This window comes from Roseibium sediminicola, assembly GCF_023156505.1.
Lineage (GTDB): Bacteria > Pseudomonadota > Alphaproteobacteria > Rhizobiales > Stappiaceae > Roseibium > Roseibium sediminicola.
The window spans coordinates 49,587-75,368 of record NZ_JALNMJ010000008.1; the positions used below are offsets into that span (position 1 = coordinate 49,587).

General features: G+C 61.8%; 20 protein-coding genes. 15 read left to right on the plus strand and 5 right to left on the minus strand.

From position 1 onward, the window contains the following. Nucleotides 1-5: 5 nt before the first annotated feature. The 7 genes from M0H32_RS12960 (at nucleotide 6) to M0H32_RS12990 (ending at nucleotide 7,689) form a co-directional block, all read left to right on the plus strand. Nucleotides 6-1,082 carry a branched-chain amino acid ABC transporter permease gene (locus tag M0H32_RS12960; RefSeq protein WP_248154595.1) on the plus strand — a complete coding sequence of 359 codons (1,077 nt, stop codon included), beginning with the start codon at nucleotides 6-8 and terminating at the stop codon, nucleotides 1,080-1,082. A 108-nt stretch (nucleotides 1,083-1,190) separates the two neighbouring features. After that, the gene (locus tag M0H32_RS12965) at nucleotides 1,191-2,522 is read left to right on the plus strand and encodes an ABC transporter substrate-binding protein (protein ID WP_248154597.1); all 1,332 of its coding nucleotides are present in this window, start codon (nucleotides 1,191-1,193) and stop codon (nucleotides 2,520-2,522) included. Between the two features lie 59 nt (nucleotides 2,523-2,581). Further along, nucleotides 2,582-3,436 carry an ABC transporter ATP-binding protein gene (locus M0H32_RS12970; protein ID WP_248154599.1) on the plus strand — a complete coding sequence of 285 codons (855 nt, stop codon included), beginning with the start codon at nucleotides 2,582-2,584 and terminating at the stop codon, nucleotides 3,434-3,436. 40 nt (nucleotides 3,437-3,476) lie between these two features. Next, nucleotides 3,477-4,715 (plus strand): phenylacetate--CoA ligase family protein, encoded by a 1,239-nt coding sequence (locus M0H32_RS12975; RefSeq protein ID WP_248154601.1) that lies wholly within the window; start codon nucleotides 3,477-3,479, stop codon nucleotides 4,713-4,715. A 247-nt stretch (nucleotides 4,716-4,962) separates the two neighbouring features. After that, nucleotides 4,963-6,042: a ferrochelatase gene (gene hemH, locus M0H32_RS12980; protein ID WP_248154603.1), complete on the plus strand. Its 1,080-nt coding sequence runs from the start codon at nucleotides 4,963-4,965 to the stop codon at nucleotides 6,040-6,042. Nucleotides 6,043-6,253: 211 nt separating this feature from the next. Next, nucleotides 6,254-7,237 (plus strand): SPFH domain-containing protein, encoded by a 984-nt coding sequence (locus tag M0H32_RS12985; protein WP_248154940.1) that lies wholly within the window; start codon nucleotides 6,254-6,256, stop codon nucleotides 7,235-7,237. After that, nucleotides 7,234-7,689, plus strand: coding sequence for an NfeD family protein (locus M0H32_RS12990; RefSeq protein ID WP_248154605.1), 456 nt, complete (start codon nucleotides 7,234-7,236; stop codon nucleotides 7,687-7,689). The genes M0H32_RS12985 and M0H32_RS12990 overlap by 4 nt, the downstream gene beginning before the upstream one ends. A 10-nt stretch (nucleotides 7,690-7,699) precedes the next feature. On the opposite strand, the gene M0H32_RS12995 is transcribed toward M0H32_RS12990, so the two are convergent. From M0H32_RS12995 to M0H32_RS13005, 3 genes are all read right to left on the minus strand, one after another. Then, nucleotides 7,700-8,554, minus strand: coding sequence for an OmpA/MotB family protein (locus M0H32_RS12995; RefSeq protein ID WP_248154607.1), 855 nt, complete (start codon nucleotides 8,552-8,554; stop codon nucleotides 7,700-7,702). Nucleotides 8,555-8,585: 31 nt separating this feature from the next. Continuing rightward, on the minus strand, nucleotides 8,586-9,353 hold the full coding sequence (locus M0H32_RS13000) for a motility protein A (RefSeq protein WP_248154609.1): 768 nt from the start codon (nucleotides 9,351-9,353) through the stop codon (nucleotides 8,586-8,588). A gap of 163 nt (nucleotides 9,354-9,516) precedes the next feature. Then, complete coding sequence (locus tag M0H32_RS13005; protein WP_248154611.1) at nucleotides 9,517-10,530, minus strand: KpsF/GutQ family sugar-phosphate isomerase; 1,014 nt, start codon at nucleotides 10,528-10,530, stop codon at nucleotides 9,517-9,519. A 240-nt stretch (nucleotides 10,531-10,770) separates the two neighbouring features. Between M0H32_RS13005 and M0H32_RS13010 the strand changes: the two genes are divergently transcribed. The 3 genes from M0H32_RS13010 (at nucleotide 10,771) to M0H32_RS13020 (ending at nucleotide 14,878) form a co-directional block, all read left to right on the plus strand. Then, a complete protein-coding gene (locus M0H32_RS13010; RefSeq protein ID WP_248154613.1) occupies nucleotides 10,771-12,204 on the plus strand; it encodes an outer membrane beta-barrel protein in 1,434 nt (477 codons plus the stop codon). A gap of 139 nt (nucleotides 12,205-12,343) precedes the next feature. After that, nucleotides 12,344-13,567 carry a lytic murein transglycosylase gene (locus tag M0H32_RS13015; protein WP_248154615.1) on the plus strand — a complete coding sequence of 408 codons (1,224 nt, stop codon included), beginning with the start codon at nucleotides 12,344-12,346 and terminating at the stop codon, nucleotides 13,565-13,567. Between the two features lie 36 nt (nucleotides 13,568-13,603). Continuing rightward, the gene (locus M0H32_RS13020; protein WP_248154617.1) at nucleotides 13,604-14,878 is read left to right on the plus strand and encodes an SGNH/GDSL hydrolase family protein; all 1,275 of its coding nucleotides are present in this window, start codon (nucleotides 13,604-13,606) and stop codon (nucleotides 14,876-14,878) included. 75 nt (nucleotides 14,879-14,953) lie between these two features. On the opposite strand, the gene M0H32_RS13025 is transcribed toward M0H32_RS13020, so the two are convergent. Both M0H32_RS13025 and gltB read right to left on the minus strand, forming a co-directional pair. Further along, nucleotides 14,954-16,384, minus strand: a complete 1,431-nt coding sequence (locus M0H32_RS13025; RefSeq protein ID WP_248154619.1) for a glutamate synthase subunit beta — start codon at nucleotides 16,382-16,384, stop codon at nucleotides 14,954-14,956. 83 nt (nucleotides 16,385-16,467) lie between these two features. Next, nucleotides 16,468-21,201, minus strand: a complete 4,734-nt coding sequence (gene gltB, locus M0H32_RS13030; RefSeq protein ID WP_425607315.1) for a glutamate synthase large subunit — start codon at nucleotides 21,199-21,201, stop codon at nucleotides 16,468-16,470. Nucleotides 21,202-21,802: 601 nt separating this feature from the next. Here gltB and M0H32_RS13035 point away from each other — a divergent pair. The 5 genes from M0H32_RS13035 to M0H32_RS13055 all read left to right on the plus strand — a co-directional run bounded on the left by M0H32_RS13035 (nucleotide 21,803) and on the right by M0H32_RS13055 (nucleotide 25,620). Beyond that, nucleotides 21,803-22,102 (plus strand): BufA1 family periplasmic bufferin-type metallophore, encoded by a 300-nt coding sequence (locus M0H32_RS13035; protein ID WP_248154622.1) that lies wholly within the window; start codon nucleotides 21,803-21,805, stop codon nucleotides 22,100-22,102. 102 nt (nucleotides 22,103-22,204) lie between these two features. Further along, nucleotides 22,205-23,101 (plus strand): MNIO family bufferin maturase, encoded by an 897-nt coding sequence (gene bufB, locus M0H32_RS13040; RefSeq protein ID WP_248154624.1) that lies wholly within the window; start codon nucleotides 22,205-22,207, stop codon nucleotides 23,099-23,101. Between the two features lies 1 nt (nucleotide 23,102). Beyond that, entirely contained in the window at nucleotides 23,103-23,894 is a 792-nt protein-coding gene (locus tag M0H32_RS13045) for an HvfC/BufC N-terminal domain-containing protein (RefSeq protein ID WP_248154626.1), read from the plus strand. Nucleotides 23,895-23,931: 37 nt separating this feature from the next. Beyond that, on the plus strand, nucleotides 23,932-24,519 hold the full coding sequence (locus M0H32_RS13050; protein ID WP_248154628.1) for a DoxX family protein: 588 nt from the start codon (nucleotides 23,932-23,934) through the stop codon (nucleotides 24,517-24,519). A 42-nt stretch (nucleotides 24,520-24,561) separates the two neighbouring features. Then, nucleotides 24,562-25,620 (plus strand): threonine aldolase family protein, encoded by a 1,059-nt coding sequence (locus tag M0H32_RS13055; protein ID WP_248154630.1) that lies wholly within the window; start codon nucleotides 24,562-24,564, stop codon nucleotides 25,618-25,620. Nucleotides 25,621-25,782 lie beyond the last annotated feature (162 nt).

Sequence of the window (25,782 nt, forward strand, 5' to 3'; positions counted from 1 at the left end):
AGCACATGTTTTATCGCGAAGCTGGCCAGTTCAAGACGAGCTACAAGGCGGATCAGGCGCTCATGCCGATCCTCCAGGACCGGGTTGGTCTGGCCGTTATCCTGATCATTGCCTTTGCCGTCATTCCGGCCACTGCCAATGACTTCTTCCTGACCTCGATCATGATCCCGTTCCTCGTGTTCTCGCTGGCGGCGATCGGGCTCAACATCCTGACCGGGTTCTGCGGTCAGCTGTCTTTGGGAACCGGGGCCTTCATGGGCGTCGGCGCCTATGCGGCCTACAAGCTGACCTCGATCTTTCCCGATGCCAATGTCATCGTGATGGTGCTGTTGTCCGGCGTGTTCTCTGCCGCGATCGGGGCCGTCTTCGGTCTGCCGAGCCTCCGGATCAAGGGGCTCTACCTGGCCGTGACCACGCTGGCGGCACAGTTCTTTCTCGAGTGGTGCTTTATCCGCATTCCGTGGCTCTACAACTACAACGCCTCGGGCGCCATTGAAGTGCCGCATCGTGAGGTCTTCGGCATCGTCGCTTCCGGCGCGGAAGCGACCCCGCTCGCCCGCTACTTCATCGTGCTTGGCATCACCGTCTTCATCGCGCTGTTGATGGCCAACGTGCTGCGCGGCCGCATCGGCCGGTCCTGGATGATGATCCGCGACATGGACATCGCCGCGGAGCTGATGGGTATCCGCCCGCTCCGGACCAAGCTGATGGCCTTCGCCGTGTCGTCCTATATCTGCGGCGTGGCCGGCGCGATGATGGTGTTCTTCTGGCTGAACGCGGCCGAGCCGTCGTCCTATTCGATCCGGCTGTCCTTCCAGATCCTGTTCATGGTGATCCTGGGCGGTCTGGGCAGCCTCAGCGGTGCCTTCATGGGCGCGGCCTTCATCTGGATCCTGCCGGTCATCCTGAAATTCGTGCCGGGTCTGATGGGCATAGATCTCGCCGCGGAAACCATCGAGCACGCCACCTTCATGATCGTCGGCGCGCTGATCATTTTCTTCCTGATCGTCGAACCGCACGGCTTTGCCCGACTGTGGGCGATCGCGAAGCAGAAGCTCAGGGTCTGGCCGTTCCCCTACTAGGGGGCTGCCAGCCTTTTCGCCCGCCATCCGGATTAGGACCGATCCGGTGAGGAATGGCGCAACCGGTCTGGCGGTGTCGGATTGCCCGGCCCGCATGGGAGGAAAAACATGAGGAACTTCAAGCAACTTGCGCTGGGAACCGCCGTTGCCCTCGGGGTCGGTCTCACCGGCGCCATGACGACAGCGGTTCAGGCCCAGGACGCCAACTATGTGCCGCTGCTGACCTACCGCACCGGGCCTTATGCCGGTTCCGGTATCCACATCGCCAACGGCATGCACGACTACCTGAAAATGCTCAACGAGCGCGACGGTGGCATTGGCGGCGTCAAGCTGGTCACCGAGGAATGCGAAACCGGTTACAACGCCCAGAAAGGCGTCGAGTGCTACGAAGCCACCAAGGGCAAGGGCGCGCTGGTCTATAACCCGTATTCCACAGGTATCACCCTGCAGCTGATCCCGAAGGCCGGCGTCGACAAGATCCCGGTTCTGTCCATGGGCTACGGCCTGTCGGCTGCAGCCGACGGCAAGACCTTTCCGTGGATCTTCAACGTGCCGGACACTTACTGGGACGGCGCTTCGGTCGTCATCAAGTATATCGGTGAGCAGGAAGGCGGCCTGGAAAACCTGAAGGGCAAGAAGATCGGCTATATCTTCCTGGATGCCGGTTACGGCCGTGAGCCGATTCCGCTTCTGGAACAGCTGTCTGAAAAATACGGCTTCGAGCTGCTGCAGTACCCGGTGCCGGGCGCTGAAATGCAGAACCAGTCGTCGCAGTGGCTGAATGTACGCCGCGACCGTCCCGACTACATGGTCATGTGGGGCTGGGGCGCCATGAACCCGACAGCTATCAAGGAAGCGGTCAAGATCCGCTTCCCGATGGACAAGTTCATCGGTGTCTGGTGGTCCGCAGGCGATGACGACGCGGCTGCCGGTGGCGAAGGCGCCAAGGGCTACAAGGCGATGAACTTCTCCGGCGTCGGCAGCGACTTCCCGGCTCTCGACGACATCAAGAAGCATGTCATCGATGCGGGTCTGTCCTCGACGGACGCGGAAACCATCGGCGGTACCCTTTATAACCGCGGTGTCCTGAACTCCGTGATCATCGCCGAAGGCATCCGCACCGCGCAGGAGCTGACCGGCAAGAAGGTCATCACCGGCGAAGACATGCGTCTCGGCCTGGAAGCGCTCAATCTTGACGAAGCTCGCTTGGCGGAGCTTGGCCTGAAGGGCTTTGCGCATCCGATGAAGGTCACCTGCGACGACCATGCCGGCAGCCACCCGGTCTTCATCCAGGAATGGGACGGCAAGAAGTGGCGCCAGGCCTCCGGCTGGATCGAGCCGATGACCGATCTGGTCCGTCCGCTGCTGGAAGCCGCAGCTGCTGAATACGCCGAGAAGAACGCGCCGTGGCCGGCGCGCACCGAACCCTGCCCGAACTAAGAAGGCAGTCTGCCCCGCCGCGCGCCCTTGTGCGGCGGGGTCTCTCAGGAGAGGACGGAATGGCACTTTTGGATGTAGAACAGCCCGGTTCGGCACCCGCCACGGATACGGCGGAAACGATCCTGTCGGTGAACAATATCGAGGTCATTTACGACCACGTGATCCTGGTCCTGAAGGGCGTGTCGCTGACCGTGCCCAAGGGCGGCATTGTGGCCCTTTTGGGCGCGAATGGCGCCGGCAAGACCACGACGCTGAAGGCGGTCTCCAATCTGCTGGGGGCAGAGCGCGGCGAAGTCACCAAGGGCAAGATCCTGTTCGACAACGAGGAAGTTCAGGCACTGTCGCCGAACGACCTCGTGCGGCGCGGCTGCATCCAGGTGATGGAGGGCCGGCACTGTTTCGGCCATCTGTCGATCGAAGAGAATTTGCTGACCGGCGCCTATACCCGCAAGGACGGGCATGGCGCGGTCAAGGCCGACCTTGAGATGGTCTATGAATATTTCCCGCGCCTGCGCGAGCGGCGCCAGAGCCAGGCGGGCTACACGTCGGGCGGCGAGCAGCAGATGTGCGCGATCGGCCGCGCCCTGATGAGCCGGCCGAAGATGATCCTCCTGGACGAACCAAGCATGGGGCTCGCGCCGCAGCTGGTGGAAGAGATCTTCGAGATCGTGCGCCAGCTCAATCAGAACGAGGGTGTGTCCTTCCTGCTGGCGGAGCAGAACACCAACGTGGCGCTGAAATACGCCACCTATGGCTACATTCTTGAATCCGGGCGCATCGTGCTCGATGGCGACGCCAAGGCGCTGCGTGAAAACGAGGACGTCAAGGAATTCTACCTGGGCGTCGGCGGCGAGGGCCGCCGCTCGTTCCGGAACGTGAAACACTACAAACGAAGGAAGCGCTGGCTGGCCTGACCGGGGTCTAACCCCAAGGCCTCATAACGCGGAGACGACCATGAGCGACACGCAGTTTGACGCGCGCGAGCGGCAGGACCCCGCTCAGCGCGAACAGGATCTTTTTGCCAAATTGCCCGGCCTGATCGCCCATGCGGTCGAAAGGGCACCGGGCTGGGCGGCGCATTTTGAAGGGCAGGATCCCGGCGCGATCACGAGCCGGCAGGCTCTGGCGGGGATGCCTCTGTTGAGAAAATCCGACCTGATGGAAAAGCAGCGGGCCCACCCGCCTTTTGGCGGCTTTCTGGCCGGCGAATTGACGGGCGCAGCGCGGGTGTTCATGTCGCCCGGCCCGATCTGGGAGCCGCAGGCGCCGGGGCTCGATCCCTGGAATGGCGCGCGCAGCCTGTTCGCCGCGGGCCTGCGCAAGGGCGATATCGTCCTCAACGCCTTTTCCTATCATCTGACGCCGGGCGGGTTCATTCTGGATCAGGGCGCGATCGCGCTCGGCTGCACCGTGTTTCCGGCGGGCGTCGGCAACACCGACACCCAGGTGGAAGCGATCGAGGTGCTGAAGCCGACCGCCTTTGTCGGCACGCCCGACTATCTCAAGGTCCTCCTGGACCGCGGCCGGGAACAGGGGAAAGATGTTTCCTCCATCAAGAAAGCCCTTGTTTCCGGCGGCGCTCTTTTCCCGTCGCTCAGGCAGGAATATGAGGACCAGGGCATCACCGTCGGCCAGTGCTATGCGACCGCCGATCTCGGCGTCATCGCCTATGAGACCGAGGCCCGCGAAGGCATGGTGGTCAACGAGGACTATATCGTAGAGATCGTGCGGCCGGGTACCGGCGAACCGGTGGCCGAAGGCGAGGTCGGCGAGCTGGTGGTCACCAATTTCAACAGCCTCTATCCGTTGATCCGCTTTGCCACCGGCGATCTCTCCAGGATCGTTCCGGGCCAATCGGCCTGCGGGCGCACCAACATGCGCCTTGCCGGCTGGATGGGCCGGGCCGACCAACGCACCAAGGTCAAGGGCATGTTCGTCGATCCGGCGCAGATCGCCCAGATCGTGGCAGCGCATCCGGAAGTCAAAAAGGCCCGTCTCGCGGTCAGCCGCCAGGGCGAAGCCGATGCGATGACGCTGACCGTGGAAACCGAGGCTCTCGGCAACGGCCTCTCCGACCGGGTTGCGGAAACCCTGCGCGAGGTGACCCGGCTGAAGGGGGATGTGCAGCTGGTCCCGCCGGGAGGGCTGCCCAATGACGGCAAGGTCATTTCGGACGAGCGGGAATACGGTTGAGCATGCTCTGACCTCCTCTTGAGGCGTCGTGTAAGCGGCGCCTCGAAGCATGAGCCACGTGCCGAGCCCCCCTCGAGACGCGAGTAAGTTGGCCTCCCCCCTGGCTGAGGTCTTGTTTGGCATCTGCTGGTTCCAACATGATCCAGCACGATTGAGGCGCGTATGACAATTGCCGCATTGGCCAGCGGCTCCGCATGGCCTATGTAAGGCGGAAGTCAAGAAACGCGCTCAAGGAATTGCCCAGCACATGACCGTTCAACCGTCCACCCCCGTGACCGCGACCCAGGAAGCCGATTTCCGGAAACTGCAGCTGCCGAGCGACCATCCGTCGGTCAAAGCCGGCAAGGTGGGGGTTCTGCTGGTCAATCTGGGCACGCCGGACGCGACGGATTACTGGCCGATGCGCCGGTATCTGCGCGAGTTCCTGTCCGACAAGCGCGTGATCGAGTGGCCGCGGGCGATCTGGTATCCGATCCTTTACGGTATTGTGCTGATGACCCGTCCGGGCAAGTCCGGCAAGGCCTACGACGAAATCTGGAACCACGAGAAAAACGAGTCGCCGCTCAGGACCATTACGCGCAGCCAGTCGGACAAGCTCGCTGAGATGATGGGCGACAGCGACGGCAAGCTGATGGTCGACTGGGCGATGCGCTACGGCCAGCCGTCGATCCCGGACAAGCTCAAGACCCTGAAAGAAGCGGGTTGCGACCGCATTCTGGTGTTCCCGCTCTACCCGCAATATGCGGCATCGACAACGGCGACGGTGAACGATGTCGTCTGCAGGACGCTGCTCAAGATGCGCTGGCAGCCGGCGATCCGCACGGTGCCGCCCTATCACGACGATCCGGTCTATGTGACCGCGCTGGCGAAATCCGTCGAGCAGCATCTGGCCACGCTCGATTTCGAGCCGGATGTGGTGCTGACTTCCTATCACGGCATTCCGCAATCCTATTTCCGCCGCGGAGACCCCTATCACTGCCACTGCATGAAGACGACACGGCTGATGCGGGATGTGCTGGGCTGGAGCAAGGAGAAGCTCCGGGTGACGTTCCAGTCCCGTTTCGGTCCGGAGGAATGGTTGCAACCCTATACGGACAAGACCGTGGAACAACTCGCCAGGGACGGCGTCAAGAATGTCGCGGTGATGAACCCGGGCTTTGTCGCAGATTGCCTGGAGACGCTGGAGGAAATCGCCGGTGAGGCGGCCGAGATCTTCGAGGAACATGGCGGCGAGAATTTCAGCCACATTCCTTGCCTCAACGACAGCGATCTGGGCATGGAGGTCATTGCCCATGTGGTCCGGCGGGAGCTTGGCGGCTGGGTCTGAGACACGGCTTCCCGCGTTTCCACCTCGTAAATTCCGACAATAATTCCTATATCAATAGGGCCGTTTCAGACTGAGTCCGTGGCTGATTTGGGTCACAGGCAGTGCTGCGGTGTGTGTATTTACATTCCCGGTCAATTGCGCTGGAACGGGGCCACAATTCAGAGCATAGTGGCCGCTCGATTCAAAAGAATTACGGGAGACGTTCATGCCTATAGCGGGATTGGATATTGTCCTGATCGGCCTTGTGGTGCTGGTCATCCTGATCTTCTTCGCCGGGGTGAAGACCGTCCCGCAAGGGTACAATTACACGATCGAGCGGTTCGGCAAGTACCGCAAGACCCTGACGCCGGGCCTCAATTTCATCATTCCCTTCATCGACCGCGTTGGCCACAAGCTGAACATGATGGAGCAGGTGCTCGACGTTCCGACCCAGGAAGTGATCACCCGCGACAACGCCACCGTCAGTGCCGACGGTGTGACCTTCTACCAGGTGCTGGATGCGGCGCGGGCGGCCTATGAGGTGCTCGGCCTGCAGAACGCGATCCTGAACCTCACCATGACCAATATCCGCTCGGTGATGGGCTCGATGGACCTCGACAATCTCCTGTCCAACCGCGACGAGATAAACGCCAAGATCCTGCGTGTGGTCGACGCGGCAGCCGAGCCCTGGGGCATCAAGATCACCCGCATCGAGATCAAGGACATCAATCCGCCCCGGGATCTGGTTGACGCCATGGCGCGGCAGATGAAGGCGGAACGCGAGAAGCGCGCCTATATTCTGGAAGCGGAAGGCAAGCGTCAGTCGGAAATCCTGAAGGCCGAAGGCGAAAAGCAGTCGCTCATCCTGGAAGCCGAAGGCCGGCGAGAATCCGCTTTCCGGGACGCAGAGGCGCGCGAGCGCGAGGCGGAAGCCGAAGCCAAGGCGACCCAGATGGTCAGTGACGCCATCGCCGCCGGCAACGTTCAGGCGATCAACTATTTCGTCGCCAACAAATATGTCGAGGCCTTCAAGGAACTGGCAAACTCGCGCAATCAGAAAACCCTGATCCTGCCGATGGAAGCCACCTCGCTGCTTGGCGCGCTTTCGGGCATTGGCGAGATCGCCAAGGAAGCCTTCGGCGATGACAAGGGCGGTTCACGGACATCTTCCGGCATTCCGAACACCGGTCCGGGCGAGGGAGGGCCTGAACGGTGAGCCTGATTGAAAGCACGATTGAGGCGCTCGGGCCCTGGAGCTGGTTTGTTCTCGGGCTCATTCTCCTGGGGCTGGAGATCCTGGCACCTGGAACCATCTTTCTGTGGTTCGGCCTGTCCGCGTTGGTGGTCGGCCTTGTCTCGCTGGTCTTCGATTTTGCCTGGCAGATCGATGTCAGCCTGTTTCTGGTGCTGTCGCTGGCCAGTCTGCTGATTGGCCGCCGCCTGATGCAGCGCCTGGCGTCCGAAAAAGGCGATCCGGGTCTCAATCAACGCGGTAGCCGATATGTCGGCCGTGAATTCACGCTCGCCGCCCCGCTCAGCGAAGGCGCAGGAAATCTCTCGATCGATGACACGATCTGGCGCATCACCGGCCCGGACCTCCCCGCTGGCACCAAGGTGCGGGTGGAGTCCATTGACGGTGCGCGGCTGGTGGTCAGAGCGGCTGAGTGAGGCTCCACATCTAGGGCTTGTGGCCCAAGGGCAGCGGAGGCGCCTCGGCCTTGAGCAGGATACCGACGCGGCGGTTGGCGGCCAGATAGGGGTCGTTCGGAAACAGCGGCTCGGTGTCCGCCTTGCCGACAACGGCAAAGATCTGGTCGTCCGGCACACCATATTCGGCGAGGATCTGCCGAGCGATGTTGGCCCGCTCGCTTGACAGGTCCCAGCCGGTGTAGTCGGGATTGGCAGACAGCTGGCCCGCGGTTGTGTGGCCGGTGATCTCGATGCGGTTGGGCATCTGTGCGAGCACAGGTGCCATCTTGGCGATCAGGCGGCGCGTTGTTTCATAAGGATATTTTGATCCTTCCCGAAACATCGACCGGCCATCCTGGTCGACCAGCATGATGTTGAGACCCTCGTCGTTCTCCTCCAGGATGATGTTGCTTGAGATCTCGGTGATTTCCGGCATCTCCTGCCAGGCCTGACGCAGGGACGCCGCGGCGGTCGCAAACTGGCGCGGCTTTTCAATGTCGGCTTCCAGCGTGTCATGGGTGTTGGCTTCCGGCCCCTGTTTGCGCCGCTTCTCATGGCGCTCCTGGGAAAAATCGGAATCCATTTCCTGCTCGACCTGGCTGATATCCTTCATGTAGTCGCGGATCGGAATGCCCTCGACTTCGATGATGCCGGTCTTGCGGGACGTGTCCTTGACGCCGAAGGCCTCGCGCATGGAACCGGCGACCACCTGCAGCTTTTCCTTGTCCTGGATGGAGAAGGAGATGATCAGAACGAAGAAACACACGAGCAGGGACATCAGGTCGGCAAACGTCACCAGCCAGTCCGGGGCGCCGCCGCCTTGCGCTTTTTGTTTCTTGGCCATGACATTCGTCCGCTTTGTTTAATTCTACTCGTTAGGCCGCGTCGGCCAGCTCAGCGCGCATTTTTTCCGGCAGATAGGCGATCAGCATTTCCTTGATCAGGGCCGGGCTCTTGGATTCGCGGATCTGGCAAATGCCGTCGATGATCAGGGTCTGGTTGAGATCGTCGACATCGAACTTGGCGTCCAGCTTGTCCACCAACGGCAGACACAGGATGTTTGACACCAGTGCGCCGTAAAGGGTCGTCAGCAGGGCGACAGCCATGGACGGACCGATGGCGGCCGGGTCATCCATGTTGGCGAGCATCTGCACCAGACCGACCAGCGTCCCGATCATACCGAAGGCCGGAGCGGAATCACCCAGAGCCTTGAAGACGCGTCTCCCTTCCGACAGGCGCGACAGTTGCAGATCGCGCTCGCGCTCCATGGATTCCTTGATGAACTCCAGTTCGTAGCCGTCGGCGATGTATTGAACGCCCTTGGCGAGGTTCGGATCGGAGACATCGACATTCTCCAGGCCCAGAGGGCCGGACTTACGCACGATCTCACCCAGGTTGGTGATTTCCGAAATCAGGTCGCGCGGATTGGCGCCCTTGCCCGAGAGCGCGACCTTGAAGCCCGTGATAAAGGCGGTGATCATGTCGGAGAGCTGAAACCGGATAAGGGTGGCGGCGAGACCACCACCGAACACGATCAGAATCGACGGAATGTCGACAAACTGACCGAAGCTGCCGCCCAGAAAAATAGCGGTGATCACAACGCCGAATGCGCCGATGATGCCGATTAATGTCGCCAGATCCATTCTGTACACGCACCAAGGTCTGTGGCCATCGGGCCAAGGAAACTTTGGTGCAGTGTAAGAGGCTTATGGCTAATCAAATCCTAATGCCGGTTGGGTTCGGCGCCGGAAAGTAACGAATTTTCCTGTCGTGACGCAAAAGTGAGCGCATTTGGGAGCGCGAATCTCAGGCCGCGCCGATCCGCAACAGGTCGTGGAGATGGACGATGCCGACCGGGCGGCCATCCTCGATGACGAAGACCGAGGTGATCGACAGGCTGTTGACCAGTTCCAGGACGGATGCCGACAGCGTGTCCGGTGTAACGGTTTTCGGGGACCTGGTCATAATCTCGCCAGCGGTTTTGTCGAGAAGATTGGAGGACACATGGCGGCGCAAGTCACCGTCGGTGATGATGCCGATCAGCTGGTGCAACTCGTCGGTCACGCCGAGGACGCCGAAGCCGCGCTGGGTCATCAGCACGATGCCCTCGCTCATTGACGTGTTGGCGGAAACCAGCGGCATGCGCTCGCCGGAATGCATGATGTCCTTGGCGGATTTGAGGCTGGCTCCGAGACGTCCGCCCGGGTGGAACACCCGGAAGTCCTGGGCGGTAAAACCACGGCCTTCCAGAAGGGCAACCGCGAGGGCATCGCCGATGGCCAGCTGGATCAGGGCGGAGGTGGTCGGTGCAAGCCCATGCGGGCAGGCTTCGGCAACACTGGGCAGCTTCATCACGATGTCGGCAGCCCGGCCAAGCGTGCTGTCCTTGCGGGACGTGATCGCGACAAGCGGCACCTTGAAACGGCGCGTATAACTGACGATCCCGGCAAGCTCCTGCGTCTCTCCGGACCAGGACAGAGCGAGCACGACGTCATTTTCGGTGATCATGCCCAGATCGCCGTGGCTTGCCTCGCTGGCATGCACAAAAAAGGCGGGGGTTCCAGTGGACGCCAGGCTGGCGGCGATCTTGGTGCCGATATGGCCGCTCTTGCCGATCCCGGTCACAATCACACGGCCCGGGCTCTTCTGAATAAGCTCACAGGTCTGCTGAAACGGAGCAGCGAGCCCGTTTTTCAAGGCAGCGCGCACAGCGCTCAGACCGGCAATCTCTGTCTCGAGCGTGCGTTCGGCGGATACAAGACATTGAGATGTCATGTCGAATTCGTCCTCGGTGGACAAGTCGGTAGGAGAGATTGCCATGGATTTAAAACTTTATTGTTCTTGATGGATCAGCTCTAGGCTAGACGGTCACCCGGATCAAGGACCCGTGATTGATTAAATCGATTAGAACGCCTGACTTTATATAACACCGTGTAACCTATCAATTTGCGAAAAAGAAACGAAGCATTAACCAAGCTTGGTCAATTTGAAAGGGAACAAGACGTCGACTGGTTCCGGACTTTCATGCTTCGCCTTCTACCCCTGTTGTTGAGTTTTGCCGTGTTGCAGACCGTTCCCGCGGCTGCGCAAACGGCTCTGGGCGATTTGCGCGGCAGCAGCGATCCCGGATCTGTGACGCAGTCCGAGGAAGCGGCCGACGCGGCGGCAACTCCGACCGAAACCAATCCGACCCAAGCCAATGTCTTCTCCCTGCGCAGCACCCTCAATTCGGCCACCGCGGAAACCGGGTCGACCGGCCTTGGCACGAATGGGCGCGTGACGCCTGTCCGGCCGTTTTCCGACCGGATCGCCGCCGTTGACAGGGCGGTGCCGCTGGGCAGCAGCGGCATAGACGACAGCGTTTTCGGCGGTGACACGACTTTCGATGCCGCTGAAGGCATCCGCCTGGGCTCGTTCACGTTCACCCCTCAGGTGACGGTGTCCGGAGGTTACACCGACAACCGGTCGCAATCTTCTACCGGCACATCCGGCGGGCTGTACCGGATTTCACCGGATCTGTCGCTGACGTCGGACTGGTCGCGGCATGAACTGGATCTGTCCCTGCGCGGGTCCTACACGGGCTATCCGGGTGACAGCAACGACAATGAAGGCACAGTGTTCGCGGCAGGCAGCCTGCGCCTGGACGTAACGGAAGCGACCCGGGTTACAACCACCATCTCCTATTCCTATTCGCAGGAAGACGATGGCAGTGCGGAATCCTCCGGCTCCGGTACGGATTACGATCAGGAATTTGCCGCAAGCGTCGCTGGGACGCGCGCGCTCGGCATCGTCGCCGCCACCGCGACCGTCGGCGCGGATCGCAATGTCTACACTTCCGACGGCGGCGGTTCGCAGAGCGGCCGCGACAACACGCTCTATTCCGCCGGGCTGCGCCTCGGCGGCAACACCGACAGCGTGTTCTCGCCCTTTGTCGAGGGGGCGCTGCTGCTCCGGCGTTACGATCAGACCTGCAGCGACAGCCTGTGCGAAAAACGCGATGCCAATGGCTATGAGGTCAAGGGTGGCGTCACCATCGCCTCCGGCCCCAAGGTGACTGGCGAACTCGGCGCGGGTTGGCGGATCGAGGATATCGAGGACAATCGGCTGGATGCCCTGTCCGGCCTGGTCGTCGATGCCTCATTGGTCTGGTCGCCGAGCCGCCTGACGACTGTCACGGCAGGGCTTGGCACCAGTTTCGAGGCGACCGACATTGACGGTGCAAGCGGATCGATTATCTATTCCGGTGACCTGAGGCTGGCCCATGGCTTCAGCGACCGGTTCGTCGCGGAAACGGGACTTGGCTACAGCTACAGGACCTATGAAGGCGTGTCGATCGAGGAGCGGACCCTGACCGGTTTCGGCGGTGTCACCTTTGCTCTGACCCAGAACATCGCGGTGACGGCCGATTACACCCATCGACGCTTCGACAGTTCGCAGGATGGCAGCGATTATACCGAGAACGCGGTTGAAGCCGGGCTCAGATTCCGGCATTAACTTTACGGTAACCAAATCAAGACCATTCATGGGCGGGGGCAGAAGAGACACGGACCTGGGCGTCAAGGAGGCCCTGATGCGAAGCTTTGAACGGCGGACTGCCGACGGAATCATGTCGTTGCCCCGATTTGGAAATCAGATGAACAGTGTTTGCAGACGGTTGAAACCGGCGGTTCTCGGGACTGTGGCGGCGGCTGCCGTTCTGATCACCGCCAGCCTGCCGGCCGAGGCCGACCCGGGCTTCGACAGGTTCGTGCGCGGCTTCTGGCCCAAGGCGCAGGCTGCGGGTGTCTCGGCGCAGACCTACAATGCCGTTTTCACGGGGATGCAGCCGGATGACGACACGCTGCGGCTGATGAGCAAGCAGTCGGAATTTGTCAAACCGATCTGGGAATATCTCGACAGCGCCGTCTCCGACACCCGTGTCGAGAAAGGCCGGGAAATGCTGCGCGAATACGGGGCTGTGCTGCAGCAGATCGAGGCCCGCTACGGTGTCGACCGGGAGGCGGTGCTGGCCATCTGGGGCATGGAGACCAATTACGGCGGCTTCATGGGCAAGCACAACGTCATCCAGGCGCTGGCGACACTCGCCTATGCCGCGCCGCGCCGGAAAAGCTTCTGGGAAAAGGAACTGGTGACCGCGCTCGGCGTCGTCCAGGCCGGCCATGTGCGTTTTCAGGACATGGAAGGCTCCTGGGCCGGTGCCATGGGCCACACACAGTTCATGCCGTCCAGCTGGAAAGCCTATGCGGCGGATTATAACGGCGACGGCCGGCGCGACATCTGGACGTCCATTCCGGATGCGCTCGCCTCGACTGCCAACTATTTGAACAAACACGGCTGGCAAACCGGCAAGACCTGGGGCTACGAGGTCAAATTGCCGGCCGGGTTCGACTATCATCTGGCCGATGGCGACAAGACACTGTCCCTGGGCGAGTGGGGCCGGTACGGTATCCGCCGGTCGAACGGCAAGGACTTCCCGCGCCCCTCTGACAATGCCATCCTGGTTCTGCCGGCCGGCGCCAGCGGACCTGCTTTCCTGATGCTGAAGAATTTCTACGTGATCAAGCGGTACAACAATGCCACCGCTTATGCCCTCGCGGTCGGTCATCTCGCGGACCGTTTGATCGGTGGTGGCCCGCTCGAAGGCGACTGGTCACGCGAGCACCTGCCGCTCAGCCGCTCCGAGACGGCCGAAATGCAGGCGCTTTTGAACCGGCACGGTTTTTCGGTCGGCACCGCGGACGGCAAGATCGGCCCGGCGACCCGCCGGGGTATCCGCGCCTATCAGAAGTCCCGCGGCATGATCCCCGATGGCTATGCCTCCGTGGTTTTGCTGGCACGGCTGAAGCTGGACGGGTAAGCTGACCTGGATACCGTTTTCGGTTGGGAGCTGTGATTGCGCATCCAGAACAGACACACGGGTTTCCTGAGACCGGCGCTCTGGCGTTTGGCGCTCTCGGCGCTCCTGTGCCTCGCGCTGCTGTCTGAAGCAGCTGAGGAAAGTCTGGCGCAAACGGTTCCCGGCAAGGAAATCGTTGTTGCCCAGAACGGTCCGTTTCGCGGCTTCAACCCGTTTGCTCCCTTGCAACGGCTGTTCGGCGGTGGTGAGCGTCGCAATCCGAAACAACAGCAAACCCAACAACGCCCCCGGGTGAGCCGGCCGGCCGGCGCACCGCCCAAGTTCGAAAGCGTTCCAAAGGATCCCAATGCCGGATTGATCGTTGTTGTCGGCGACCGTATGGCGCGCGGCGTTGCCGACGGTCTGAAATTCATGCTGTCGGAAAAGCCGCAGATCCGGGTCGAGCCCATCACCGACGACAAGGCCGGCTTCACCGGTGAAACGACCGATTGGGCAACACAGGTCCTCTCCAAGATCCGGGGAGGCGATGTGAAGGCCGTTGTGGTGATGATCGGGCAGAACGATCTGAGCAAGACATTTCCGGGCGAGCCACCGGTAGAGTTCATGACCGAGGATTGGCTGAACACCTATCGTGACAAGGTCGCGGCGCTGGTGCGCGTTGTCCGTCAGGAGAAAAAACCGCTGGTATGGGCGGGACTGCCGCCGACCAACAATGAGCTGGTCAACGCCGATTTCACCCAGCTGAATTCGATCTTTCAAGGCGTTTCGGAAGACCGGCGCGTGCGCTATGTCGATATCTGGGACATCTTTCTGGCCGAGGACGGCACCTACTCGTCCTTCGGGCCGGATGTCGACGGCAAGAATGCCCGGCTCCGAACCAACGATCGCATCGGGTTTACCTGGGCGGGCTATCGCAAGGTCGCGTTTTTCGTTGAGCGCGAGCTGCTACGCCTGCTCGGCGGCTATGGCGGGCTGGCCTTCGAAGGCGTTGAGGACGATCCCAATTTCATCGTGTTGACGGGACGGACGACATCGCCCGAAGCGCTGCTTCTCGGCGGCGAGGAGGACGAGGCCATGGACCCGAACAGCCGTGCCTATCGTTTCTTCGTCAATGGCGAGCCGCTGCAGCCGATGCGCGGGCGCGTCGACAACCCGCGCCTGCAGGTGGCGGAACAGGCCCCGGCGCTGGACGCGGAAACCGGCGAGCCCCGCGCACCGTCCTTGAGGGACCTCCGCGGCCCTTTGTCCGCGGCGCCGTCGACAAATGGATCTTCTCGGGTCTCCGTGACGCTGCAGCCGCCGGGGGAGTGATGCTTCAAGTCGCCAGTATGAAAAAAGCCCGCTGGGTTTGACCAAGCGGGCTTTTGTATTTTGGCTGCTGCCGGCTTACCTCGGCAAGTCCGTTTCGCCGGTCAGATAGAGATCGACGGCGCGGGCGGCCTGGCGGCCTTCGCGGATGGCCCAGACGACCAGGGACTGGCCCTTGCGCACGTCGCCGGCGGCAAAGACCTTGTCGATGGATGTCTTGTAGTCCTCGGTATTGGCCTTGACGTTGGTGCGGCCGTCGAGCTCCAGGGCTTCGCCGGCTTCGGCGATATAGGTGTCCAGCAGCGGACCGGAGAAACCGATTGCCGCCAGCACCAGATCGGCGCGCAGGATGAATTCCGTGCCTTCGATCGGACGGCGTTTCTCGTCAACCCGGGCGCATTTGACGCCGGTAACCCTGCCGTCCTCACCAACAAGCGCGAGGGTTGCGGCGGAGAATTCGCGCTCGGCGCCTTCGGCCTGGCTGGAAGAGGTGCGGAACTTGGTCGGCCAGTAGGGCCAGACCGTCATCTTGTCTTCCTTCAGCGGCGGGATCGGGCGGATGTCGAGCTGTGTGACCGACAGGGCGCCCTGGCGGAACGCGGTGCCGACACAGTCGGAGGCGGTGTCGCCGCCGCCGATGACGACGACATGCTTGCCGCCAGCCCAGATCGGAGCCTCGTCACCATCGGGCTCGCCACCGACCCGGCGGTTCTGCTGGACCAGATACGGCATTGCCCAATGGCAGCCCTCCAGTTCCATGCCGGAGACGCCCGGATCGCGCGGACGCTCGGCGCCAGCACACAGGATCACCGCGTCGTGGCGCGCCGTCAGTTCTTCCATGCTGACGGTGACACCGACATTGACGCCGTAATGGAAGGTTACGCCTTCAGCTTCCATCTGTTGCACGCGGCGGTCGATGTAGTGCTTTTCCATCTTGAAGTCGGGAATGCCGTAGCGCAACAGGCCGCCGGCCTTGGGCTCGCGCTCGTAGACATGGACCGTGTGGCCGGCACGGGCCAGCTGCTGGGCGGCCGCCATGCCAGCCGGGCCGGAACCGATGATGGCAACGGCCTTGCCGGTCTTGGTGGCGGAGGGTTCCGGAACGATCCAGCCGTTCTCGAAGCCCTTGTCGGCAATCGCCTGTTCAACGCTCTTGATGTTGACCGGAACGTCTTCCAGGTTGAGCGTGCAGGCCTCCTCGCAGGGCGCCGGACAGATGCGGCCGGTGAATTCCGGGAAGTTGTTGGTGGAATGCAGGTTGCGGAGCGCGATGTCCCAGTCGCCCTGATAGACCAGATCGTTCCAGTCGGGGATCTGGTTGTTGACCGGGCAGCCGTCCGGGCCATGACAGAACGGGATGCCGCAATCCATGCAGCGCGCCGCCTGGTTGGTGACTTCCTGGTCGTTCAGCGGAATGGTGAATTCGCGGAAATGGCGAATGCGGTCGGAGGCAGGCTGATACTTTTGTTCCTGCCGGTCGATTTCCAGAAATCCGGTTACCTTACCCAAGGCGACCTCCTCAAACTAATCTGTCCACAAGGTGGCTCGATCGGCCGCCACGCGGCCGAGAGCCCTGTTGTTCAAGTGCCGGGTTATTCGGCCGCGACCATGCCGAGACGCTGCTCTTCCATTTCCTTCAGCGCGCGGCGGTATTCAACCGGCATGACCTTGACGAATTTCGGCCGGTAGGTGGCCCAATCGTCGAGGATCGTTCTGGCCTTGGTCGAGCCGGTATAGTCCGCATGCTTTTCCAGCATCTGGCGCAGACGTTCGTCATCGTGCCGGGTCATGTCACAGGAAAGGTCCACGCGACCTTTGTGCTCGATGTCGCCGCCATGGTGATGGAGCTTCTCCAGAAGGTCGTCCTCTTCGGTGACCGGTTCGATATCGACCATCGCGAGGTTACAGCGCGAGCCGAAGGTGCCGTCTTCGTCGAGCACATAGGCGATGCCGCCGGACATGCCGGCCGCGAAGTTGCGCCCGGTCTGGCCAATGACGACGACAACGCCGCCGGTCATGTATTCGCAGCCGTGGTCGCCAACGCCTTCCACCACAGCGATTGCGCCGGAGTTGCGTACGGCGAAACGCTCGCCTGCGACACCGCGGAAGTAGCATTCGCCTTCCGTTGCGCCGTACAGCACCGTGTTGCCGACGATGATCGAGTCTTCGGCGACGATCCGGGCATTTTCCGGCGGCCGCACGATCAGCTTGCCGCCGGCAAGGCCCTTGCCGACATAGTCGTTGGCATCGCCGACCAGGTTGATGGTGACGCCGCGGGCAACAAAGGCGCCGAAGGCCTGACCTGCGGTCCCTTTCAGGTTGATCTTCAGCGTGTCGGGTTTTTTCAGACCCTTGTTGCCATATCGCTTGGCGACTTCACCCGACAGCATGGCGCCGACGGAGCGGTCGACCGAGCAGATGGTCTCTTCGATGACCGTCGGTTCCTTCTTCTCCAGCGCCGGACCGGCGGCGGCAATCAGGCGGCGGTCGAGAATGTCGTGGATCGGGTGATCCTGACGCGCCGTCCAGCGGGTTTCTTCCGGGGCCGCTTCCGGCTGGAAGAAGATCCGCGAGAAGTCGAGACCCTTGGCTTTCCAGTGCTCGATGGCCGCGTTCTTGTCGAGAAAATCGGACCGGCCGATCAGCTCGTCCAGTTTTGTGACGCCGAGACCGGCCATCAGTTCACGCACTTCCTCGGCAACGTAGAAGAAGTAGTTGATGACGTGTTCCGGCGTCCCCTTGAAACGCTTGCGCAGGACCGGGTCCTGGGTGGCAATGCCGACCGGGCAGGTGTTCAGGTGACACTTGCGCATCATCAGGCAGCCGGCCGCGATCAGCGGCGCGGTTGAGAAGCCGAATTCGTCGGCGCCGAGCAGGGCGCCGATGATGACGTCCCGGCCGGTGCGCAGGCCGCCATCGACCTGCAGGGCGATGCGCGAGCGCAAGCCGTTCAGCACCAGGGTCTGCTGGGTCTCGGCGAGACCGATCTCCCAGGGGCTGCCGGCATGTTTGATCGATGTAAGCGGCGACGCGCCGGTGCCGCCGTCATAGCCGGAGATTGTGATGTGGTCGGCGCGCGCCTTGGCGACACCGGCCGCAACCGTGCCGACGCCGACTTCCGACACCAGCTTGACCGAGATATCGGCTTCCGGATTGACGTTTTTCAGATCGTAGATGAGCTGCGCCAGATCCTCGATGGAATAGATGTCGTGATGCGGCGGCGGCGAGATCAGGCCGACACCCGGGGTCGAATGACGCACCTTTGCGATCACCGCGTCCACCTTGTGACCGGGCAGCTGGCCGCCTTCGCCGGGCTTCGCACCCTGGGCGACCTTGATCTGGATCATGTCGGAGTTGACCAGATATTCCGTGGTCACACCGAAGCGGCCCGAGGCGACCTGCTTGATCGCGGACCGTTGCGGGTTCTGGGACCCGTCGGGCAGCGGATTGAAACGCTCCGGCTCTTCGCCGCCCTCACCGGTGTTCGACTTGCCGCCGATCTGGTTCATGGCAATGGCGAGCGTCGTGTGAGCTTCGCGCGAGATCGAGCCGAAGGACATGGCACCGGTGACGAAGCGCTTGACGATCGCTTCTGCGGATTCGACCTGATCGATGTCGATCGGCGCCCGGCCAAGTTCCTCGGCGGACTTCACCCGGAACAGGCCACGGATCGCATAGCGGCCGCTTTCCTCGTTCACGTGCTTGGCGAAGGCGCGGTACATGTCCGGCAGCTTCGAGCGGACCGCGTGTTGAAGGGTTGCAATGCTGTCCGGCGTCCACATGTGGCTTTCGCCGCGGGTCCGGAAAGCGTATTCGCCGCCGACATCCAGCGACCGGCGCAGGATAGCGACGTCACCGAAGGCTTCCTCGTGGCGTTGGACCGTTTCCTCGGCGACTTCGGCAAGGCCGATGCCTTCGATCATGGTGGCGGTGCCGAAGAAAAACTTCTTCACAAAGTCGGACGAAAGGCCGACAGCGTCGAAGATCTGGGCGCCGCAATAGGACTGGTAGGTCGAGATGCCCATCTTGGACATGACCTTGAGAATGCCCTTGTCAATCGATTTGATATAGCGCCCGACGACTTCGTACTGATCGACTTCCTCCGGGAAGTCCATCTCCATATGCATGGAGAGCAACGTCTCGAAGGCGAGATACGGGTTGATCGCTTCCGCACCATAACCGGCGAGGACACAGAAATGATGGATCTCGCGGGCTTCGCCGGTTTCCACAACGAGACCGACTGAGGTACGCAGGCCCTTGCGGATCAGGTGATGGTGCACGGCCGCGGTCGCCAGCAGGGCCGGGATCGCAATCCGCGACCGGCTGATCAGGCGGTCGGACAGGATGATGATGTTGTAGCCGTCGAGAACGGCCTTTTCGGCCCGCTGGCACAGTTCCTCCAGCGCCATTTCCATACCGCCGGCACCCTTTTCGGAGTTGTAGGTGATATCCAGCGTCTTGGCGGAAAACTGGTTGTCGGCGATGTCGCCGATCGCGCGGATCTTTTCCAGATCCTCATTGGTCAGGATCGGCTGGCGCACTTCCAGACGCTTGGAGGTCGACAGGCCTTCCAGGTCGAAGATGTTTGGGCGCGGACCGATGAAGGAGACCAGGCTCATCACCAGCTCTTCGCGGATCGGATCGATCGGCGGGTTGGTGACCTGGGCAAAGTTCTGCTTGAAATAGGTGTAAAGCAGCTTGGACTTGTCCGACAGGGCCGAGATCGGCGTGTCGGTGCCCATGGAGCCGATGGCCTCCTGGCCGACGGTGGCCATAGGGGTCATCAGCAGCTTGATGTCTTCCTGGGAATAGCCGAAGGCCTGCTGGCGGTCGAGCAGGCTCTCGCCGGCCACCGGCGCGCGCTGGCGCACGCCCGGCAGATCTTCCAGAACGATCTGGGAGCGGTGCAGCCAGTCCTTGTAGGGATTTGCGGTCGACAGCTGGCGCTTGATCTCGTCGTCGGAGATGATGCCGCCCTTGTCGAGATCGATCAGGAGCATGCGGCCGGGCTGCAGGCGCCACTTCTGGACGATGCGCTCTTCTTCCACCGGCAGCACGCCGACTTCGGAAGACATGATGACATAATCGTCGTCTGTGACGATGTAGCGGGCCGGACGCAGGCCGTTGCGGTCCAGCGTCGCGCCGATCTGGCGGCCATCGGTGAAGGCCACGGCGGCGGGGCCGTCCCACGGCTCCATCAGGGCCGCGTGGTATTCGTAAAAGGCGCGGCGGTTGTCGTCCATCAGCGGGTTGCCGGCCCAGGCTTCCGGGATCAGCATCATCGCCGCATGCGCGAGCGAATAGCCGCCCATGACCAGGAATTCGAGCGCGTTGTCGAAACAGGCCGTGTCCGACTGGCCTTCGTAGGAAATCGGCCAGAGTTTGGAAATGTCGTCGCCGAGCAGGGTCGAGGAGACGGAGGCCTGACGGGCCGCCATCCAGTTGACGTTGCCGCGCAGGGTGTTGATCTCGCCGTTATGGGCGACCATCCGGTAGGGATGGGACAGGTCCCAGGACGGGAAGGTGTTGGTCGAAAAACGCTGGTGCACCAGGGCCAGAGCGGAGGTGAAACGCTCGTCCTTCAGGTCGGCGTAATAGGCGCCGAGCTGATAAGCCAGGAACATGCCCTTATAGACAATGGTGCGGCTCGACAGGGAAACGATGTAGAAGCCCTTGGAAACCGCGTCGGATTCGGCGCGCACCTGGTTGGAAATCACCTTGCGCAGCACATAGAGGCGGCGCTCGAAGGCGTCCTGGTCGCCGCCGGCATTCCTGATGAAGACCTGGCGCGAGACCGGTTCGGTGGCGGCAATGTCCGGTGCCTTGGAGAGCGTCGCATTGTCGACCGGCACGTCGCGCCAGCCGATCAGCTCCTTGCCTTCCTCGGCAATGATGCGCTCGATGATCCCTTCGCATTTGGCGCGCAGTGCGGCGTCCTGCGGCATGAAGATAAAGCCGACACCGTATTCGCCTGCCTCGGGCAGCGGCGTGCCGGCCTTCGCCATTTCCTCGGCAAAGAAGGTGTGCGGGATCTGGACAAGCATGCCGGCGCCGTCACCCATCAACGGGTCTGCGCCGACCGCGCCGCGGTGCGTCAGGTTCTCGAGAATCTGCAGACCGTCGGAAATGATCTTGTGGGACTTGTCGCCTTTCATATGGGCGATGAAGCCGACACCGCAGGCATCGTGTTCGCGCGACGGATCGTAGAGCCCTTTGTCGGCGGCCGTGCCCAGTCGGTCGGCAAGCGTTCGGGTGGTGGCGGTTGTTGTCATAACATCCTCCCCGGCTTGCATGGCTGTGCTGGTCGTCAGCTCTCGTCTCGTCATGTGCGCCCTCACTGTTAACCCCAGTGTCGCCGTGGCTTGAAGCGTCCGGTTCCGTTCGGGTCGCATCCCATCAAGAATGCGGCTCGGCGAACCCTGGCTCAATATGCCCCGGCTCTGTTGTTGTATTAACCGCAGCGGTCCGTCAAAACAAACCGCCGCATTGACGCAGCGGTCACTCCGCTGCCGAAACGTCCCGTTTCGCTTCCACGCGGATCCTCCCTGGATCCGCCGATCGGTCAGCCCGTCTACCACGTCCGCCCTGGCTGTTGCCCTGGCGCCCTCCAGTAATTGGGACAGTATCCCTGTCCTATTCCGGGCGGCGCGAACATGACAGATTTCGCCGACAGGAGCAAGAGTGTTTCTGTCCTTGGGTATTATAAATGTTTCGCACAAAAAGTTCCATTCGTCCGGATTGGTCATTTCCGCCGGTTTTTGGGTAAGAATCTTTCGTTTGTTAATCTTTGCACGGGCTGCTCGCAAAACAGTCACAGCCGTTTGATTTCCTATTTATCGGCAATATGCTCACTTTCGGGCTGAGCCGCGCACATTGCGATGTGCGATGGCCGAGAGATGACATCAGACTCGACCAGAGGAGAACGAGATGAAGCATAAGGCCATGTCCGCAGCAATCGTCGCCGGCGCGGTGGCAACGGCTGTCGCCGGGTTGTCGACCACGGCACCGGCTCAGGCGCAAGCCAAGGAAAAGTGCTATGGCGTGTCGCTGAAAGGCAAGAACGACTGCCAGGCAGGACCGGGTACCACCTGTGCCGGTACCTCGACCATAGACTATCAGGGCAACGCCTGGACCCTGGTGCCAAAAGGCACCTGCACCACGATGGAACTGCCGGATGGGCGTACCGGTTCCTTGACCGCGCTTGACCGGGACCTGCCGAAAGCCTGAGGCGCGGACCTCCGCCCGAAAAGTCACTTGATATTTCAGGCAGGCGGACCCGAACCGCCTGCTTTTCCTGTTACAGGGGTGAAGGACAGCCCGGAAACAGCCATGAGTGCCCAAACCAATCCAGACAATCCGCCACGGGCGCCGACGGACATTCCGGCGCGCGCCGGGGCGGGACTGAAGCCCGAGCATGTCGCCGAGATCCTGAGCACCAATGCGCCGATCGCGTTTTTCGAGGTGCATGCCGAAAACTACATGGGGGCAGGCGGGGCTCCGCATCACCGGTTGGAAGCGATCCGGCGTGACTATCCCGTCTCCCTGCATGGTGTCGGCCTGTCAATCGGCGGCGAACAGTCGCTCGACAGGGTGCATTTGCAACGCCTGGCCGACCTGAACCGGCGCTATGAACCGGGGCTCTTTTCAGAACACCTGGCGTGGTCGACCCACGACACGACCTATTTCAACGATCTCCTGCCTGTCCCCTATGACGCTGCGACGCTCGGCCGCGTCTGCGATCACATCGACGAGGTTCAGGAGGTTGTCGGCCGGCGCATGTTGCTGGAAAACCCGTCGACCTATGTCGCCTTTGCGCAGAGCACGATGAGCGAGCTGGATTTCTTGAGCGAAATCACCCGGCGGACCGGTTGCGGGCTGCTGCTTGACGTCAACAATGTCTATGTCTCCTGCACCAATCATATGCGTTCCGCTGAAGACTATCTGGCCGGATTTCCGATGGAGGCCGTCGGCGAGATCCATCTGGGCGGTCATGCGCCCGATGTCGATGATACGGGGCGGCCGCTTCTGATCGATGCGCATGACCGGGCCGTCGACAACGCCGTCTGGGCTCTTTACGAACGGCTGATCCTCGCTCATGGTCCGTTGCCGACCCTGGTGGAATGGGACAGCGACATTCCCGCCTGGCCAGTGCTGTTGGCCGAGGCGCAGGCGGCCGATAATATTCTGGCCCGCGTTCACCCATCCGGCATCAGGCATGCAGGCTGACATGGCTTCCAACCCTTTTTCCGACACTGTTGACGGGAATGCGTTCGGCGCGGCGCTGCTGGATCCGGAGCGGCCGGCCCCGGCCGGTCTCGTTGGGCCGGACGGAAAGCACGCGCCGAAGCGGTTCAACGTTTACCGCAACAATGTGATCGTCAGCCTGAGAGACGCGCTTGCCGACAGTTTTCCGGCGATCAAGACGCTCCTTGGCGAGGACTATTTCAACGCGCTGGCGCGGGCGTTCGTCCTGGCGCATCCTCCGACCTCACCGGTTCTGATCTGGTATGGCGGCAAATTTCCCGATTTCGTCGAGGCGTTTCCGCCTTTGGCCGCCTATCCTTATCTCGCCGATGTCGCGCGGGTGGAGTGGGCCTGGCTGCAGGCCTATCACGCTGCGGACGCCAAGCCACTGGATCCGGCCGAGCTGGGCGCGCTGCCGCCGGACGCCATCGGCGGCGCGTGCTTTGCCAAACATCCGGCGGCATGGGTCTTGTCATCGGACTGGCCCGTTTGGGATCTTCTGCGCGTCAACCGGTTTGAACCGGGCACGGATATCGTGATTGATCTCGCGACACCGCAATCTGTTCTGGTGTCGCGTCCCGAACTCGATGTGGAGCTCATGATGCTTCGGCCCGGAGCCGATGTGTTCCTGCAGGCGTTGTTCAACGGGGAAACCCTGGGGGAAGCGGCTTTCCATGCGCAGCAACACAGTGCAGACTTTTCGCTGTCCGACAGTCTTTCGGATTGTCTTTCCAACGGCGTATTTGAACAGCTAATTGTAAACCAGACAGACTGAACCCGGCGAGACAGAAAACCGGGAAAGGGGATAAGAGATGGGTGCTTTGATCGGATTTTTCGTACGCCTGTACACAATGGTTTTCGGGGCCCTGGAGCGGCTGACCAACGGCTGGCTTCTCGGTCTTGCCGCCCGGTTCATATTTGCCGCCGTCCTGCTGCAGTTTTTCTGGAATTCGGCGCTGACCAAAATCGGCGGCAATATCATGAACATCTTCACGCCGACGGCCGGTGCCTATGCGCAGATGCTGCCCAAACTGATGGAGCAGGTCAGCTACGACACCAGCCAGATCGCCTTCTTTCCCTACGGGCTTATGGTTCTCCTGGGAACCTGGGGGGAGTTCATCCTGCCCGTTCTCGTGGTGGTCGGCCTGTTCACGCGGTTTGCCAGCCTCGGCATGATCGTCTTCATCTGCGTGATGACCTATGTCGACATTTATGGCCACGGCGCGGATGCCAAGACGATCGGTGCGCTGTTCGACGGCGAGCCTTACGCGATCATCGCCGATGACCGCCTGTTGTGGATCTTCCTGCTGCTGGTGCCGACCCTGAAAGGCCCGGGCGTCGTCTCGCTCGACTGGCTGCTCGGCCGGTCCTACCGACGCCGGGAAATGTATTACGACTAAATTCGGGTTGCCGGGTTTCGCGCCAACTGCTTAAACCGGATCATGAATTTTGCCAGTGACAACTGGGCGGGTGCGGCTCCGGCGGTGATGTCGGCGCTGACCCGCCATAATACCGGCTTTTCGCCGGCCTATGGCACGGATCCGCTGACCGCGGCCGTCGCCGAGACCTTCAACGAGATCTTCGAACGCGAGGTGACCGTCTATTTCGTGGCGACCGGCACGGCGGCGAATGCGCTGTCGCTGGCGGCCTACGCGAAGCCGGGCGGTGCCATCTTCTGCCACCGCGATTCGCACATCCAGGTGGATGAATGCAATTGCCCGGAATTCATGACGGCCGGCGGCAAGCTGGTGAGCGTTGCCGGCGCCAACGGCAAAATCACGCCGGACGGCCTCACAAAGGCCATGGCGGCTTTTCCGGACGGTGTTGTCCATCACGGTCAGGTGGCGACGGTCTCGATCAGCCAGGCAACGGAAAGCGGCACCGTCTATTCGCTCGACGAAATTGCGGCCCTCAAGGAAGTCTGCACGGCCCGCTCCGTGCCGCTGCACATGGACGGCGCCCGTTTCGCCAATGCTCTGGCGACGCTCGGCTGTACGCCGGCCGAAATGACCTGGAAATCCGGTGTCGACGTGCTCTCCTTCGGCGCGACCAAAAACGGCTGCTGGTGCGCCGAAGCGGTGGTGTTTTTCGATCCGGAAGCGGCCAGGGGCTTCGAGTATTTCCGAAAACGCGGCGGGCACCTCTTCTCAAAAAGCCGGTTCGTCGCCGCCCAGCTCGAAGGCTATTTCGAGGACGGCAACTGGCTTGAAACAGCGACCCATGCCAACGGCATGGCGACCCGGCTTGCCGAGGGTATCCGCGAAGCTGGCGGCCGGACGGCCTGGCCGGTCGAAGCCAATGAGCTGTTTCCGATCCTGAAACGCAGCCAGTTCAATGCCCTGCAGGCCGCCGGCGCGATGATTTATGAATGGCCGGCCAAGGATCTGGAACCGGATCACGCCCCCGCCGAGGACGAAGTCTGCTTCCGCATGGTCTGCAGCTTCGCCACACCGGATCAGGATGTCGATGCGTTCCTGAAGGTGCTCGCCGGGACGGTTTGAATTTCCATATTGATACGGGAATTACGTCATCCCCGGTGTCATCCCGGACGGAGCGCAGTGTAGACCGGGACCCACTCGCTGACCCGCTTATATAAGCATCGGCGCTCTGGAACCGAGTAGGCCCCGGATCTCCCTTCGGTCGTCCGGGGTGACACTTCTGTT